We start from the raw sequence: 16,224 nt of genomic DNA on the forward strand, positions 1-16,224 counted from the left end.
TAAGCCATGTGGACCTTCAGGAGTCGAACGCGGTGTCGGCTCACGAAGGGGATCCCACGGCTTTCGACTCCCGGAAAGGGACACCAGGCCATGCGCACCATCAGAGCCGCGGCCGTAGGCGCCGTCACCCTCTCTCTCGCCCTTGCTGCCACGGCCTGCGGCGGCGGTTCGTCCACCGGCGGCGGATCCAACGACTCGCCCAAGACGCTCACTTACTGGGCCTCCAACCAGGGCGCCAGCATCTCGGTCGACCAGAAGGTCCTGAAGCCCGAGCTCGACAAGTTCGAGAAGCAGACGGGCATCAAGGTGAAGGTCGAGGTCGTGCCCTGGTCGGATCTGCTGAACCGGATCCTGACCGCGACCACATCGGGCCAGGGGCCCGACGTGATGAACATCGGCAACACCTGGAGCGCCTCGCTGCAGGCGACCGGTGCGCTGCTGCCGTGGGACGCCGCGAACTTCGCCAAGATCGGCGGCAAGGACCGGTTCGTCGACTCGGCGCTCGGCTCGACCGGCACCCAGGGCAAGGACCCGGCAGCGGTGCCGCTCTACTCGATGTCGTACGCCCTCTACTACAACAAGCAGATCTTCGCCGACGCCGGCATCGCCAACCCGCCGGCCACCTGGGACGAGCTCGTCGCCGACGGCAAGAAGATCGAGGCGAAGGGCAAGAACGGGCTCGGGGCCGAAGGGTCCAACCTCTCCAACAACATCCACCAGGTCTTCGTCCTGGCCAAGCAGCACGGCGCGGACTTCTTCACCGCGGACGGCAAGCCCAGCTTCACCAGTGACGGCGCGGTCGCGGCCGTCAAGGAGTACGTCGACCTGATGGCCAAGGACAAGATCGTCGGCGTGAGCAACGCCGAGTACGCCCAGAACCAGTCCTTGAGCGACTTCGCCAAGGGCAAGACGGGGATGGTGCTGTGGCAGACCGCGTCGGCCACCTTCAAGTCGCTCGGCATGAAGGATTCCGAGTGGGGCGTGGCCGCCGCACCCGTGCAGTCCGGGGCGCCGGGGACGGGCGCGCAGACCAACTCCATGGTGGCCGGCATCAACATGGCGGTCTTCAAGAACACCCACAACCTCGACGGCGCCGCGCAGTTCGTGAAGTTCATGACGAGCGACGCCGAGCAGAAGATCCTCAACACCGCCTACGGTTCCATCCCTCCGGTCAAGGCGGCCCAGTCGGACCCGGCGTTCAACGCCCAGGCCACCGCGGTGCTCCGTCAGACCCTCGCCTCCAGCGCCCAGGCGCTGCCCCAGGTGCCGGACGAGTCCCAGTTCGAGACGGCCGTCGGCACGGCGGTCAAGGACCTGTTCGCCGACGCGGCGGCCGGCCGGGCGGTGACCACCGACTCGGTGAAGGCCCGGCTGCGCAAGGCCGAGCAGCAGATGCCCGCGAAGTGAGCCCGGACACCGTCATGACGACCACAGCCCCCGAAGCCGGCACGCGCGCGGCGCCGGAAGGCTCCCCCGGTGCGGCGCGCGGCCCGCGCCGCACCGGGCGGATCCGGCGCATCGGACTGCCGTATCTGCTCCTGCTGCCCGCGCTGCTCCTCGAACTCCTCGTTCACCTGGTGCCGATGGTCATCGGCATCGCCATGAGCTTCAAGGAGCTCACCCAGTTCTACATCCGCGACTGGGGCACCGCCCCGTGGTCCGGGCTCGGCAACTACAAGCTGTCGGTGGACTTCGACGGGCCGGTCGGCGAGGCCCTGCTGCACTCCTTCCTCGTCACCGTCTCCTTCACGCTGCTCTCCGTCGGCCTGTGCTGGCTGATCGGCACCTCGGCCGCCGTCTACATGCAGGACACCTTCCGCGGCCGCGGCCTGCTCCGGGCGATCTTCCTCGTGCCGTACGCGCTTCCGGTGTACGCGGCCGTCATCACCTGGGCGTTCATGTTCCAGCACGACAACGGCCTGGTGAATCACGTCCTGCACGACCAGCTGCACCTCACCGACAAGCCCTCGTTCTGGCTGATCGGCGACAACAGCTTCTACGCCCTGCTGACCGTGTCGGTGTGGAAGGGCTGGCCGTTCGCCTTCCTCATCGTGATGGCCGGCCTGCAGAACATCCCGCGGGAGCTGTACGAGGCGGCGGCCCTGGACGGGGCGGGCCTGTGGCAGCAGATCCGCCGCATCACCCTGCCGTCGCTGCGCCCGGTCAACCAGGTGCTCGTCCTGGTGCTGTTCCTGTGGACGTTCAACGACTTCAACACGCCGTACGTCCTGTTCGGCAAGTCCGCTCCGGAGGCCGCCGACCTCATATCCATCCACATCTACCAGGCGTCGTTCGTCACCTGGAACTTCGGCACCGGGTCCGCCATGAGCGTCCTGCTGCTGCTCTTCCTGCTGATCGTGACGGGCGCCTACCTGCTGGTGACCTCCCGCGGAAGGAAGGCGGCCGATGCCTAGCACCGTCGCGGCGTCCCGGCCGCAGCACCGCACACCCACGTCTCCGATGGCGCCACCACGTTCCTTCCTGTGGTCCCGGCGGATCTTCCTCACCCTGCTCACCGGCTTCGTCCTGCTGCCCGTGTACGTCATGGTCTCCAGCTCGCTCAAGCCCCTCCAGGACGTGTCGGGCAAGTTCCGCTGGCTGCCCAGCGGTCTCACGATCCGCCCGTACATCGACATCTGGTCGACCGTGCCGCTGGCGCGGTACTTCATGAACTCGCTGGTCGTGGCGGGCACCGCCACGGTGTGCTCGGTGGCCATCGCGGTCTTCGCGGCGTACGCGGTCAGCCGCTACTCCTTCCGCGGCAAGCGGGTCTTCACGATCACCGTGCTGTCCACGCAGATGTTCCCGGGCATCCTGTTCCTGCTGCCCCTGTTCCTGCTGTACGTCAACATCGGGAACGCCACCGGGATCGCGCTGTTCGGCTCGCGCGGCGGACTGATCCTGACCTACCTCACCTTCTCGCTGCCGTTCTCCATCTGGATGCTGATCGGCTACTTCGACTCGGTACCGCGCGATCTGGACGAAGCGGCGCTCGTGGACGGCTGCGGGCCGCTCGGTGCGCTGTTCCGGGTCGTGGTGCCCGCCGCCATCCCCGGCATCGTCGCGGTCGCCGTCTACGCCTTCATGGCCGCGTGGGGCGAGGTGCTGTTCGCGTCCGTCATGACCAACGACGCCACCCGCACCCTCGCCGTGGGCCTGCAGGGCTACTCCACCCTCAACGACGTGTACTGGAACCAGATCATGGCCGCCTCACTCGTCGTCAGCGTCCCCGTCGTCGCCGGCTTCCTGCTGCTCCAGCGCTACCTCGTCACCGGCCTCACGGCGGGCGCCGTCAAGTGACCGCCAACTCGCGTATTTGGAAAGGGACTTCCGTGTCCGCACCGATCGACTTCGCCGCACTCCCGCACGACTTCCTGTGGGGCACGGCCACCTCCGCCTACCAGATCGAGGGAGCCGTCGACGAGGACGGCCGCACGCCGTCCATCTGGGACACCTTCTCGCACACCCCCGGGAAGATCGACAACGACGACCACGGGGACATCGCCTGCGACCACTACCACCGCTGGCCGCAGGACGTGGAGCTGATGCGCCAACTGGGCGTCGAAGCCTACCGGTTGTCCATCGCCTGGCCCCGCGTCGTGCCCGGCGGCGACGGGCCCGTCAACCCGAAGGGCCTCGACTTCTACGACCGGCTGATCGACGGCCTGCTCGCCGCCGGCATCACCCCCTCCGCCACGCTCTACCACTGGGACCTGCCGCAGAGCCTCCAGGACCGCGGCGGCTGGCCCGAGCGCGCGACCGCCGAGCACTTCGCCGCGTACGCCTCGGCCGTGGCCGAGCGCCTAGGCGACCGGGTCACGCACTGGGCCACCCTCAACGAGCCGCTCTGCTCGGCCTGGATCGGCCACCTGGAAGGCCGGATGGCGCCGGGGCTCACCGACCTGACCGCGGCGGTCCGCTCCTCCTACCACCTGCTCCTCGGCCACGGCCTCGCGGTCCAGGCCGTGCGCGCCGCGGCCCCGGGCGCACAGATCGGCATCGTCAACAACCTCTCCCCCGTGCACGCGGCCAGCGACCGGCCGCAGGACCTCGCCGCCGCCCGACGGATGGACGGGCACACCAACCGCTGGTGGCTCGACCCCGTCCACGGCCGCGGCTTCCCCGCCGACATGCGCGAGGTGTACGGCGTCGAACTGCCGGAGCGGCCGGGCGACTTGGCGACGATGGCCGCGCCGCTCGACTGGCTCGGGCTCAACTACTACTTCCCGGCGTACGTCACCGACGACCCCGACGGACCCGCGCCGTACGCCCGTTCGGTGGACCGCGACGGCGTGCCGCGCACGGGCATGGACTGGGAGATCGACGCGGGCGGCATCGAGAGCCTGCTGCTGCGCCTCACCGAGGACTACGGCGCCCGGAAGATCTACGTCACCGAGAACGGCTCCGCGTTCCCCGACACGGTGCGCGCCGACGGCAGCATCGACGACCACGAGCGGCAGGACTATCTGGAGCGCCACCTCGCGGCCTGCGCCTCCGCCGCCCGCAAGGGCGCCCCGCTCGCCGGCTACTTCGCGTGGTCCCTGCTCGACAATTTCGAGTGGGCGTACGGCTACGACAAGCGCTTCGGTCTCGTCCACGTCGACTACGACACCCAGGCCCGCACCATCAAGGGCAGCGGACACCGGTACGCGGACCTCATCCGTGCGCACCGCGAGCGGGCGGCCTGAGCGTCCGCCTATCCGGCCGGAGCCGGTGGTGGCGCGGCGAGGGCGACCGGGCCGGGCACCTCGAAGGCTCCCGGCTCCGGGCGCCAGTCGCGCCACCGCTCCCACCACCGCTCACCGCTCTCGATGCGCTCCACGACCTCCGCGGCGGCGTCGCGGACGGCTTCCGCCTCGCCCGGTCCGAAGCCGCCGGCACGCACCCGGTCCTCGAAGTGGCCGACGTCCTTCCACGTGTAGGAGGAACCGTCGGCGGCGATCACGAGGTCGAGTTCCTGGTCGAGCGTGTCGAAGCCGTCCGCCGTGCGGCGCAGGGGCTCCTGGAAGTTGACGTACCAGTCCTGGAGTTCATCGCCCCTGAACCGGGCCCACACGGCATACCCGTCGCCGGCCCGTTGCAGCTGGAGCACCCCGTCCGACTGCCAGGTGTGCTCCAGGTGGACCCAGGGGTGGAGGCCCCACGTGAAGGTGCCGCCGCCGAAGGTGATCGGTGTGCCCGTCGCGAGGTATGCGGCGAGCAGCACACCGTCGTCGGCGACGACGCGCAGGGGATAGACCATCCACTCGCGTCCGTCGAGTATCTCTCTTCTGACGACGACATCGCCGCTGTGAAAACGTGGCTCCATGGCGAGCCACTCTAGGTGCCGGGTTCCGCGCGGCCCGAATGGGGGCCGTATTGCCGCATGCGGCGGCATCGAATCCGGAATGCGCCGCCGGGGCGGGTGTGTTCAGGAACCGCTCGCCGTGTCCCGCAGCAATTCCGGTACGAAGTCCGCGCCACGGGACGGGGCCGGATATCTCAGGTGAGCCAGGCGGGCCTGTTCCTGGCGCATGTGCATGAAGGACTCAAGGATGTATCCGACCATCAGCACAAGGACCGCGATGATCATGATCGCGGCCGCGAGCACCGCGGTGGGCAGGCGGGGCACGGTGCCGGTCCTGACGAATTCGGTGACCAGCGGCAGGCCCAGGATCAGGGAGACCAGCGTCAGCAATGCGGCGATGACGGCATGGAATTGCGAGGGGCGCTGGCGGCGGGCGAGGCCGAGGATGAGTTTCAGAATGCGCCAGCCGTCCCGGTAGGTGCGCAGTTTGCTGACGCTCCCGGCCGGGCGGTCCTTGAAGTCGACTTCCATCTCGGCGGTGGGCAGGCGCAGGCTGAGGGCGTGCACCGTCATCTCGGTCTCGGTCTCGAACTCCCGCGAAAGCGCCGGGAAGGACTTGACGTAGCGGCGCGAGAAGACGCGGTACCCGCTGAGCATGTCGCTGACGTCGTTGCCGAAGAGCGAGCGCACCGTGCCGGTGAGCATCCTGTTGCCGACCGCGTGGCCGGCCCGGTAGGCGGTTTCCACGATCTCCCGTCGGGCGCCGACCACTTGGTCGTAGGGGCCTTCGAAGAGCAGGTCGACCATCTCGCGTGCGCGCGACGCGTCGTAGGTGTCGTCCCCGTCGATGATGAGGAGCGCGTCGGCCTCGATGTCGGCGAAGGCGCGGCGAATCACATTCCCTTTACCCTTGCGCGGCTCATGCCGCACGAGTGCGCCCGCCTTCAGGGCCTCGGCGACGGTGTCGTCCGTAGAGGCATTGTCATATACGAAGATGACCGCCTCGGGAAGGGTGGCCCGCAGGTCGCTGACGACCTTTCCGATCGCGGCTTCCTCGTTGTAACAGGGAATGACACACACAATCGCCGGATGCATCAGAGGACCCTCATTATGTGAAAAAATCCAGTGGTTCTGGGCGCCGAGTGAGCAGATGGTACCTCAGCTTGTCCATTCAGCTTGATTACCTTTACGTTCTGGTCATGCTGCAACTCACGGCCTTGAGCCGAGTGGTATCCGAATGGGTGCGGAAGATCTGGCGAGAAGTCGCGGCCTTCGGTGTCGTCGGTGCCGTCGCATTCGTGGTGGAGACCGCGAGTTTCAATCTGCTGATTCTCGGCGCGTCCTCCGCCGACGGCGGGATCATGGGGACATCGCCCGTTCTGGCCTCGGTGGTGGCCACCCTGCTCGCCATGACGGTGAGTTGGTTCGGCAATCGGTATTGGACCTACCGGGACCGGCGTGGCGCCGTGGACCGTCGCGAGGTCGCGTGGTTCGTTGCCATTAACCTCGCGGGCATGGCGGTGACCGCCGTTCCCGTGTTCGCCTCCCGTGAACTCCTCGGTACCGGTTCGCCGTTGAGCGACAATGCGGCCCGGCTCTTCGGCTGGTCGGCGGCAACGGTGCTGCGCTTCGTCGCCTACCGCACCCTGGTCTTCACTCCCGCAGGAAAGGACCCCGCCCACGTGCCCGCAACCGTGAGCAGATGGACCACCGCCTTGGACGGCGCCTGGCGGCGCGGAACCCTCTGGCCGTGGTGCCTCGGGGCCGTCGCCGCGCTGTGCGCCCTGGCGGTGAACACCGTCTTCCATCCGGGATATCTGAGCGAGGACAGCGCCGACCAGCTGCAACAGGCCCTGGGCGAGCGTCCGGTGACCGACTGGCATCCGCCGGTGATGGCCCTGCTGTGGCGGATCCTCATCCATGCCACCGGTGCGATCTCCGCCATGGCGGCGCTGCAGAGTGCCGTGCTGTGGGCGTCGCTCTGGGTCCTGGCCCGGCTGGTGTGGAAGAGGACCGGCAGCCGCGGGCTCTCCCTCGTGATGCTCGCCGTCGGCCTGGCACCCCACGTCCTGACCTTCACGGGCGTGGTGTGGAAGGACGTGCACATGGCGTACGCCCTGCTCGCGACGGTCGCCGTGGCGCTCACCGCACGTGAACTGCCGCCCGGCAGGACGGCGTCGCGCTGGGCGCTGCTGGTCCTGGGCGTGCTGTTCCTCGCCTACGCCGTCCTGGTCCGCAAGAACGGCCTGCCCGCCGTGATCCCCGTCTTCGTTCTGCTGGTCCTCGCGGTGTGGCCCTCTCCCGGCCGCCGGCGCTGGCTGGCCGCTTCGGGGATCCTCGTCGCGATCACGGCGCTCTGCAGCGTCGGCGTGTCGCAGGCCACCGACCCGGTGGCCACCCGCCAGTACGCGCAGATCCCCTTGGACGACCTCACCCATGTCCTGACCCCGGCGCAGATCGGCCCCGCGGCCGAGGAGGCCGGAGCGAGCGCGGACTTCCGGGCCCGCCTGGTCACCGCCACGGCCGTCTGCGCGCGGCGGCAGGTCCCGGCCGACGTGTACTTCAACTGCTACCCGCGGGACCGTTCGCTCGGGGCCACGGAGCTCGGCCGCAACGCCGGCGTACTCACCCGGATGTGGACGCGGCAGATCCCGGAGCACTGGCAGGGCTACGTGGCGTACCGGGCCCGCGTGTTCTCCAAGCTGCTCTTCCAGGGCAACCTGCCGTTCTTCGACGGCACCTCGACCAAGCTCGCCGCCCTGAGGAGCGCTCCGGTCAATCGGACCCTGGAGTTCACCGTGCGCAACTACGTGACGGGCTTCGTGCACGACGTGCCGATGCTCTTCCAGGGCTGGTTCTGGTTCGCGGTGTCCCTGGTGTTCGCGCTGCGCCGCCGCTGGGCCGGCCCGTACGCCAGGGAACTGCGCCTGCTCGGGGTGAGTTCGGCCCTGTACATCCTCGCCTATTTCCCGACGGCTCCGCAGTCCAACTTCCGTTATGTGTACTGGCCCGCGCTTGCCGGGACCATCGGCCTGGCGGCCGTCCTGATCGGGCATCTGGCGCGTCGCCGAGCCGCGGTGGACGGCGCCGCGGGGCCGGCGGACGCCCGTGCGCGGGCCGGGACGGCCCCGCCCGCCACGGCGCTCCCCGCCGAGGCGGAGGACGCCGGGCCGCACGAGGACGCCACCGTCGCCGGCTGACGGCGGTCGCCTCGCAAGGCGTGCGGGCACGGCTCCCCGAAGGCAATGAAAAGGTCAAGCGTTTCCCATCCGGGTCAAGATTCACGCGCGTACGGCACTTATCGGACGCCTACGGAATAGTCGCCTGGGGAAACGGGTTTATGTCGCACGTACCCCCTCGCGGGTGCCGCCGCCGACCACTCCACGCCTCCGGAGGCCCCGCAATGTCCCAGCCGACACCTCACCAGCAGGCCGCGCCCCGCGGCACCCGCGGTGTCGTCCCCGTCCTCGCCTTCGCCGGCATCACGGTCGCCGTGATGCAGACGCTGCTCGTGCCGGTCATCAAGGACCTGCCGGTCCTGCTCAGCACCTCGCCGTCCAACGCCACCTGGGTCATGACGTCGACCCTGCTCGCCGGCGCCGTGGCCACCCCGATCATGGGCCGGCTCGGCGACCTGTACGGCAAGCGCCGTATGCTCCTGGCCAGCCTCGCCATCATGGTGGTCGGCTCGCTCGTCGCCGGCTTCACCAGCCAGCTCCTCGTGATGATCGCCGGCCGCGCCCTCCAGGGCTTCGCCATGGGCGCGATCCCGCTCGGCATCGGCCTGATGCGCGACCAGCTGCCGCGCGAGAAGCTCGGCTCGGCGATGGCCCTGATGAGTTCTTCCATAGGCGTCGGCGGCGGCCTCGCACTGCCCGCCGCCGCCCTGGTCGCCCAGCACACCGACTGGCACGCGCTGTTCTTCGGCTCGGCCGGCCTGGGCGCGGTGGCCATCGCGCTCACCCTCCTGTTCGTACCGGAGAGCGAGGTCAAGGCGTCGGGCACCTTCGACGTGCTCGGGGCGGTCGGCCTGTCGGCCGGCCTGGTCCTGCTGCTGCTCCCCATCACCAAGGGCAGCGACTGGGGCTGGGGCTCGACCACCACGCTCGGCCTGCTCGGTGCGGCCGTCGTCTTCCTCGTCCTGTGGGGCGTGATGGAGCTGCGTCTCAAGGCGCCGCTGGTGAATTTGCGTACCAGCGCCCGGCGCGAGGTGCTCCTCACCAACCTCGCCTCGACGATGGTCGGCGTGGCCTTCTACGCCATCTCGCTCGTCCTGCCCCAGCTGCTCCAGCTGCCCGCCGCCACCGGATACGGCCTCGGCCAGTCGATGGTCGTGGCCGGTCTGTGCGTGGCGCCGCTCGGCCTCACGATGATGCTGACCGCTCCGGTCTACGCCCGCCTCTCCGCCAAGTACGGCCCGAAGACCACCCTCATCCTCGGCATGCTGATCATCGCGATCGGGTACGGGGCCGGCCTCGGCCTCATGAGCGCGGCCTGGCAGACCATCGTCATCTCGGTGATCGTAGGCGCGGGCATCGGCCTCGCCTACTCCTCGCTGCCGGCGCTGATCATCGGCGCGGTCGACCCGTCCGAGACGGGCGCGGCCAACGGCCTCAACACCCTGATGCGGTCCATCGGCACCTCGGTGTCCAGCGCCGTCATCGGCATGGTGCTCGCCAACACCGCGCAGCCCTTCGGGCCCGTCGCACTGCCCACCATGCACGGCTTCCGCATCTCGTTCCTGATCGCCACGGGCGCCGTCGCCGGCGGTCTCGCGCTCGCCGCGTTCCTGCCCAAGGGCCGCCCGGCCGCCAAGCCGCAGCTGCGGGCCAGCAGCGAGGAGGACGCGGTCCTGGAGCTGGTCACCGAGGCGCTGGCCGCCTTCCACGGCCAGGTCGTCGGCGCGTCCGGTACGCCGGTGGCGCACGCCAAGGTCACCCTCATCGACCGTCACGGACGCCAGGCCGGCTCCGCCCACACCGACGCGAGCGGCCGGTACGCGGTGCCGGTTCCGCAGGGCGGGGCCTACGTCCTGGCCGCGACCGCCGCGGGTCACGCGCCGTTGGCGTCGGCGGCCACGCACCACGGCGGCGAGGGCCCGGTGACCGTGGACCTGGCGCTGCCGGTCCCGGTCCAGTAGCAGGCCGCACACACCACAGACGCCCCTCAACTCCCGTACCAGACAGAGGAGTTGAGGGGCGGCTGTGTGATGTCACCGCTGGGGCGAGGCACTCGGCGAGGCCGAGGCCGAGGCCGGGGTGCGGCAGACGCCGCCCTCGACCATCTTCAGGTGCCCCGCCACGACCGGCCGTGCCGCCTTCGCGGCGGCCTGGATCTGGCTGTCCTTACCGGACTTCAGCTCCTGGTCGATCAGCGTGAGGACCTGCTGATGCCCGCTGCTCTGGATCTTCAGCCAGGCGACGTCGTACGCCTTGGTGCCGTTCATGGGCTTCAGCGAGGACAGGCTCTTCTGCTGGGCCGCGCTGGGTTCCTTCGCCAGCGAGATGTTCTTGCTCTTGGCCAGGGTCGCGCCCTTGGCGTCCAGCGTGGTGTGATCACGCACGATGACATCGGCGACCTGCTTCACACAGGCGCCGTTGGCATGCGTGCGCGCGTCCTTGCCCGCGGCGATCTCGGCCAGGTTGGCCTGGTGGACCGCCTGGAGGAACACCGCGTCGGCGGTGGCGGACGGGCTGGCCGCGCCGAACGCGGGCGCCGCGCCGGTGACGGCCAGCGCGGTGACGGCGGCCGCGGTTGCGCAGGTGTGGGTGAATCGCATGGGGACCTCCACGTGTCCGTGGACCGGATGAGGTCCACGTAGGCGTTCGGACGGCGCGTGGGGAGGGCGCCCGTCCGGACTTTGCTCAACGCGGATCATCGTAGGTCGGCATGCGCACGCCCGCCCGTCCAGATCACTCAGCGTGACGGAAGCGGCGGGCGCCGCGCGGGGACGCGTGGAGCGGCGGCACCGCCCCTCGGGTCAAGCTGCGGGGTACGGGGCCGCCTTGAGGCGCCGCGCGAGATGGCCGGCGTTCGCCGCGAGGGTGGCGGTCGTGCCCGCCGTCGTCTTGGGGGTGCTCGCGAGATCGAGGTAGTCGGTCCCCTGCATCGCCTCGCCGACCCAGTAGGTGACCGCGCCGGGTGCCAGCGTGAAGCCGACGTCGTTGAGACCCTGGAAGATGTCGGCGCCGACCTTGTGCGCGCCGTCCTCGTTGCCCACCACGCACACCGCGGCGACCTTGCCGTAGTAGAGCGGCCGGCCTTCGTCGTCCGTCTGCGAGATGTCCGCGTTGAGGCGCTCCATGACCTTCTGCGCAATGCTCGAGGGGTGGCCGAGCCAGATCGGCGTGGAGATCACGAGAATGTCCGCGCCGAGGATGCTGTCGCGGATCTCGGGCCACGCGTCGCCGTCACCCATGTCGGTCTCCACGCCCGGCTTCACGTCGTGGTCGACGACGCGGACGACCTTGCCGGTCACACCGTGCTCGGCGAGCGACTTCATGGTCTGCTCCGCAAGGAGCTGGGAGCTGGACTCGGCGGGGGACGGGGAGAGGGTGCACACGAGCGCGACGGCGCTCAGCGGGACGGTGGACGAGACATCGGTACGCGTCTGATTCATATCCATGCATCCGCTACTGCCCCGCCGCGCGTCTCCCTATCTGTCCTGTCTGTCCTGGCCCGCTCGTGGGTGGCCACCATTCGATGAGGAGCATGGTGGCGTCGTCGAGCAGGTCGCTGTCCTCGGCGTCGAGGATGGCGTGGATGAGACGACGCAGCGACTCCGCGGCCAGTTCGCCCGAGGCGGTGGCCAGAATGATGGAGTCCGTGAAGCGGTCCATGCCGAACTCACCGCCGCCGGCGGTGCGGGCCTCCGTGACGCCGTCGGTGTACAGCAGGACGCGGTCTCCCGGCTCCAGGGCCAGTTCGTGGACGGCACGCGGGTCGTCGCTGAACCTGGCCGGGAGGCCCATGGGAGGCTGGGGGGTGCGTTCGAGCGCCCCCGCCACGACGCGTCCGCCGCGGATCAGGACCGGCGGCGGGTGCCCGCAGTTGGACCAGCTGAACAGCCCCGTGGCGAGGTCGAGCTGGGTGAGGATGCCGGTGCAGTACTTGTCGGGCAGCCACTGGGCGAGCGCCTGGTCGATGGTCTCGACGAGGTCGAGAAGGCCCGCGCCGGCCCGGCGCGCGTTGCGGCAGCCGGCGAGGGCGACCGACGTGGTCAGGCCCGAGGCGAGATCGTGGCCCATGGCGTCGAGGATCGCCGCGTGGAGGGTGGACTGGGTGAGCGAGTGGTCGAAGGCGTCGCCGCCGATCTCGTACGCGGGTTCCAGCACCGCGGTGGAGACGACGTGCGCGTTGCCGATGGTGCGCGGCGGAAGGAAGGCACGGAGCATTTCCGCGGGCAGCTGCATGCGCTCGGCCCGCGCGCGGCGGGCGAAGCTGTCGCTGTAGGCACGCTTGGAGGTGATGGCCATCGCCACGATCCCGGTCAGCATGCGGCAGCGTCGCAGGCGGACGGCGTCCACGGAGCGGGTGCGGACGCCGAGCACTCCGAGCCGCTCGGCTCCGTCCACCACGGGCAGCCACAGGCACAGGAAGCCGGTCTCCACGTCCTCGATGCGCAGGGAGACGGTCCGGTAGCACCAGCCGGCGACGGACGCGTCGATGTCCAGGGTCGCGAGGCCGTCGGTGAGCCCGACGAGGCGGCGCTGCTGAAGGTCGGTCAGGTAGATGTCGATCTCGCCCAGACCGAACGCCTCGGCACATCGGTTGACCAGCACGGGGAGGTCCATCGGGGTCGCGCTGTGCGCCTGGGCGAGCAGATCCTCAAGCAGTCTCTCGCCGCAGCCCGAGTCCCGGGTGTCCTCCGCGTTCACGGCCGACCACCTCCTCTCCTGAGGCAGTCTCACATCCCGCATCCCGTCACGCCCGCTGTGTTCGGCCGCTCGCCGGGCCGCGTCGCGGGTCGTCGTGCGCGGCCCGGACGGCGGCGCACGCGGGGCGCGCGCAGGACGACACGAAGCGGGGCGGCCTCGTGGGCCGCCCCGCTTCGTGTGGCTCAGTGGCGTCAGCTGTTCTCGGCCTGGAACATCCAGGCGTGCTTCTCCAGCTCGGCCGTGAGAGCGATCAGGAGGTCCTGGCTGACCGGGTCCGGCTCGTCGGTGGCCGCGATACGCTCACGCATCCGCTCCACGATCCCGCCGAGCGCCACCACCAGGATCTCCACCGCATCCGAATCCTTGATCCAGCCCTCCGGCACCGTCCCCAGCGCACTGGCCCCCGCCACCGAACCCGCACGCCCGTCCGGATTCACACCCAGCGCCGCGGCACGCTCCGCCACCGTGTCCGAATACTCCCGCGCCGTGGTCACCACATCATCGAGCTGCAGATGCACCGACCGAAAACGCGGACCGACCACATTCCAGTGCACCTGCTTGGCCGCCAGCGACAGATCCACCAGATCCACCAGCGCCCCCTGCAAGGCCGAACCGACGACCTTCAGCTCCGCATCGGACAACGAACTCTTCACGACAGACACTGCTTTACTCCCATTCGGATTCGAGGGGGACGAGAGGGGGGTCATGGGGGTTACGGGGTTATGGGGTTATGCGGGTTACGGGGTTCAGGAGGTGTTACGCGGGGGGACCGCCGTAGTACCGGCCGATGATGTCGCGGTACGAGGGGTCGTCGAGGTGCGTGGCGGGTTCGAACTCCGGCGAGTCCTTGACCTGCTCCCTGGTGAGGGCGACGTGGATCCTGTTGTCGTCCGGGTCGAGCCTGGTCACGGTGCCGGCCGGCAGCAGCACGCGCTTGCCGAAGATCCACGGCCCGGTGTCCACCACGAGGTGCGCCGAGCCCACCTCGTCGGAATGGCTGTCGACCTTGCCGATGCTCCCGTCGGCCGCCTCGACCTTCCATCCGCGCAGATCCGCCCCGGATAGATGGCCACTGGTGTCCTTGAAACCCCAGAGATCGAGATCGCTGTTCGTCACAGGTTCGCCCCTTCCGTTCGTTGTCGCGGCGGGCTTCAGCCGCGTCGTCCGCGTCGGCCCGGCGATGCCGCGCGTCCCTCCGCGCGGCCCCGGTCAGCGCCTGAAGGCCTCGTTGGCCTTCTCCTTCTCCTCGCGCGTCTCGCCCTTGACCTGGTCGATGCGGCCCTCGGCGGTGAGCCGCTCATTGCCCGTCATGCGGCCGAGCGCTTCCTTGGCCCTGCCCTTGGCCTGCTCGGTCTTCGCCTTGGCCTTCTCGTCGCGAGCCATGTGATGTGCCTCCACCGTGGATCAACTGTGTGGACATCACTACGCCTGGCCGCTCCGGACGATTTCAAACGGGCCGGCCCGAGCCCCGTGCGGGTCAGCCCGCGGCCAGCACCTCGGTGAGGAACGCGTCCACGTCGACCTCTTCCCGGCCCGGCGGGACGACCTCGTACGTCTTCTCCAGGAAGTGGCGCAGAGCGGGTTCCCACGCGGAGAACACCGCGCACCCCCAGGTCCCGTCGAGACCGCACCCGGCGAGTTCGATACGCGTCTCCCGGCGGCCCTCGACGATCTGGGGCGCCACCCGCACGTCCCCGTCGCCCGTCGCCCGGTGCAGCCCCTGGGCCAGCAGGTCCCGCTCGATCGTCCACACGACGGCGATGTCCTGCTGCAGCTCGAAGCGGAGGCCGACCGCGAACGGGTCGTCGGCCCCGTAGGTGAGCCGGGTGACCACCGGGACGCGCTCCGCCCCGTCGGCCTCCAGGTTCATGAACACGGTCTCGCACAGGGAGTTCACAAAACGCCTCCAGCATTCGGGCTCGGGCAGGCGTCGGTTCTTCCAGGAACATCGAACGGCGGCGGGACCCCGGCCCGCATCGGGGTCCCGCCGCGGGTACCGCGGACGGCCAGGTACCGCGGGCGGTCAGGCCCGCGCGGTGGCGTCCTCGGTCATGCCGGCGCGAAGCTTGGTCAGGATGCGCGACAGCAGGCGCGAGACCTGCATCTGCGAGACCCCGAGCTCCGCCCCGATCTCCGACTGCGTCATTTCGAGGCCGAACCGCATGCTCACGATCCTGCGCTCACGCTCGCTCAGGTCTCCCATCAGGGGCGCGAGGGACTGGAGGTTCTCGACCTTCTCCATGCCCGGGTCGTCCTCGCCGAGGAAGTCGACGAGCGTGCGGCTGCGGTTTCCGGCGGCGCCGCCCGCGTCCTCCGTGTCGGCCGACATGTCGAGCGAGCCCGCGGTGTATCCGTTGGCCGCGACGAGACCCTCGACGATCTCTTCCTCGTCCCGGTCCAGGTGGGCGGCGAGCTCCCGCACGGTGGGGTCGCGGTCCAGGTCGACCGCGAGCCTCTCCTTGGCCTTCGCGATGTCCACGCGCAGCTCCTGGAGGCGCCGGGGCACGTGCACGGCCCAGGTCGTGTCCCGGAAGAAGCGCTTGATCTCGCCCACGATGTACGGGACGGCGAATGACGTGAACTCGACCTCGCGCGACAACTCGAACCGGTCGATCGCCTTGATCAGGCCGATGGTGCCGACCTGGATCACGTCCTCCATCTCGCCGCTGCCCCGGTTGCGGAAGCGGCCGGCGGCGAAGCGCACCAACGACAGGTTCATCTCGATGAGCGTGTTCCGCGCGTACTGGTATTCGGCCGTGCCCTCTTCCAGTACCTGGAGCCGCTCGAAGAAGACCTTCGACAGCTCACGGGCGTCCTTCGGCGCCACCTTCCCCGCGTCCTCGACCCACGGCAGCTCCCCTACGCCGGGGTCCATGGTCTTGGCCGCCGGCCGGTCCGTCCGCTCGCGTACCGTCACTTGCGCCGCTGCCATGAGGACAACCTCCCTAGTCGCCAAAACTATGTCCGTCGAAGCAAGCGTCTGCCCCGGGCCGTCGGGAACATGTACTCCGACCCCCAACTGGCTGAAGCAGTCGGCCGGGGACCGGCGCTCACCGGGCG

16 protein-coding genes are annotated in these 16,224 nt (G+C 69.6%); 6 read left to right on the plus strand and 10 right to left on the minus strand.

The features are described 5' to 3' along the window. Positions 1–90: 90 nt before the first annotated feature. From OG432_RS01435 to OG432_RS01450, 4 genes are read left to right on the plus strand one after another with little or no spacing between them, the layout of a single operon-like run. Entirely contained in the window at positions 91–1,407 is a 1,317-nt protein-coding gene (locus OG432_RS01435) for an ABC transporter substrate-binding protein (RefSeq protein ID WP_328306857.1), read from the plus strand. Between the two features lie 14 nt (positions 1,408–1,421). Next, complete coding sequence (locus OG432_RS01440; protein ID WP_328306859.1) at positions 1,422–2,414, plus strand: carbohydrate ABC transporter permease; 993 nt, start codon at positions 1,422–1,424, stop codon at positions 2,412–2,414. Beyond that, positions 2,407–3,300 carry a carbohydrate ABC transporter permease gene (locus OG432_RS01445; RefSeq protein ID WP_328306861.1) on the plus strand — a complete coding sequence of 298 codons (894 nt, stop codon included), beginning with the start codon at positions 2,407–2,409 and terminating at the stop codon, positions 3,298–3,300. The genes OG432_RS01440 and OG432_RS01445 overlap by 8 nt, the downstream gene beginning before the upstream one ends. Before the next feature lie 32 nt (positions 3,301–3,332). Then, positions 3,333–4,688, plus strand: coding sequence for a GH1 family beta-glucosidase (locus OG432_RS01450; RefSeq protein ID WP_328306863.1), 1,356 nt, complete (start codon positions 3,333–3,335; stop codon positions 4,686–4,688). A gap of 8 nt (positions 4,689–4,696) precedes the next feature. On the opposite strand, the gene OG432_RS01455 is transcribed toward OG432_RS01450, so the two are convergent. Together OG432_RS01455 and OG432_RS01460 are read right to left on the minus strand one after the other, a co-directional pair. Continuing rightward, entirely contained in the window at positions 4,697–5,308 is a 612-nt protein-coding gene (locus OG432_RS01455) for a DUF402 domain-containing protein (RefSeq protein ID WP_328306865.1), read from the minus strand. A gap of 102 nt (positions 5,309–5,410) precedes the next feature. Beyond that, on the minus strand, positions 5,411–6,382 hold the full coding sequence (locus tag OG432_RS01460) for a glycosyltransferase family 2 protein (RefSeq protein ID WP_328306867.1): 972 nt from the start codon (positions 6,380–6,382) through the stop codon (positions 5,411–5,413). 104 nt (positions 6,383–6,486) lie between these two features. Between OG432_RS01460 and OG432_RS01465 the strand changes: the two genes are divergently transcribed. Further along, positions 6,487–8,487 (plus strand): GtrA family protein, encoded by a 2,001-nt coding sequence (locus OG432_RS01465; protein WP_328306869.1) that lies wholly within the window; start codon positions 6,487–6,489, stop codon positions 8,485–8,487. 203 nt (positions 8,488–8,690) lie between these two features. Further along, the gene (locus tag OG432_RS01470; protein WP_328306871.1) at positions 8,691–10,427 is read left to right on the plus strand and encodes an MFS transporter; all 1,737 of its coding nucleotides are present in this window, start codon (positions 8,691–8,693) and stop codon (positions 10,425–10,427) included. 72 nt (positions 10,428–10,499) lie between these two features. On the opposite strand, the gene OG432_RS01475 is transcribed toward OG432_RS01470, so the two are convergent. From OG432_RS01475 to OG432_RS01510, 8 genes are all read right to left on the minus strand, one after another. After that, positions 10,500–11,066 (minus strand): DUF4142 domain-containing protein, encoded by a 567-nt coding sequence (locus OG432_RS01475; protein WP_328306873.1) that lies wholly within the window; start codon positions 11,064–11,066, stop codon positions 10,500–10,502. Between the two features lie 201 nt (positions 11,067–11,267). Further along, positions 11,268–11,912 (minus strand): flavodoxin family protein, encoded by a 645-nt coding sequence (locus OG432_RS01480; protein WP_328306875.1) that lies wholly within the window; start codon positions 11,910–11,912, stop codon positions 11,268–11,270. Positions 11,913–11,919: 7 nt separating this feature from the next. Continuing rightward, complete coding sequence (locus OG432_RS01485; protein WP_328306877.1) at positions 11,920–13,164, minus strand: PP2C family protein-serine/threonine phosphatase; 1,245 nt, start codon at positions 13,162–13,164, stop codon at positions 11,920–11,922. 191 nt (positions 13,165–13,355) lie between these two features. Continuing rightward, positions 13,356–13,826: a Dps family protein gene (locus tag OG432_RS01490; protein WP_328306879.1), complete on the minus strand. Its 471-nt coding sequence runs from the start codon at positions 13,824–13,826 to the stop codon at positions 13,356–13,358. Between the two features lie 94 nt (positions 13,827–13,920). Next, positions 13,921–14,280, minus strand: coding sequence for a PRC-barrel domain containing protein (locus OG432_RS01495; RefSeq protein ID WP_328306881.1), 360 nt, complete (start codon positions 14,278–14,280; stop codon positions 13,921–13,923). 93 nt (positions 14,281–14,373) lie between these two features. After that, entirely contained in the window at positions 14,374–14,547 is a 174-nt protein-coding gene (locus tag OG432_RS01500) for a CsbD family protein (RefSeq protein WP_328306882.1), read from the minus strand. 94 nt (positions 14,548–14,641) lie between these two features. Next, a complete protein-coding gene (locus OG432_RS01505) occupies positions 14,642–15,061 on the minus strand; it encodes an SsgA family sporulation/cell division regulator (RefSeq protein ID WP_328306883.1) in 420 nt (139 codons plus the stop codon). A 126-nt stretch (positions 15,062–15,187) separates the two neighbouring features. After that, positions 15,188–16,039 (minus strand): SigB/SigF/SigG family RNA polymerase sigma factor, encoded by an 852-nt coding sequence (locus OG432_RS01510; RefSeq protein ID WP_328314960.1) that lies wholly within the window; start codon positions 16,037–16,039, stop codon positions 15,188–15,190. Between the last annotated feature and the right edge of the window lie 185 nt (positions 16,040–16,224).

It is taken from the genome of Streptomyces sp. NBC_00442, assembly GCF_036014195.1.
GTDB lineage: Bacteria > Actinomycetota > Actinomycetes > Streptomycetales > Streptomycetaceae > Streptomyces.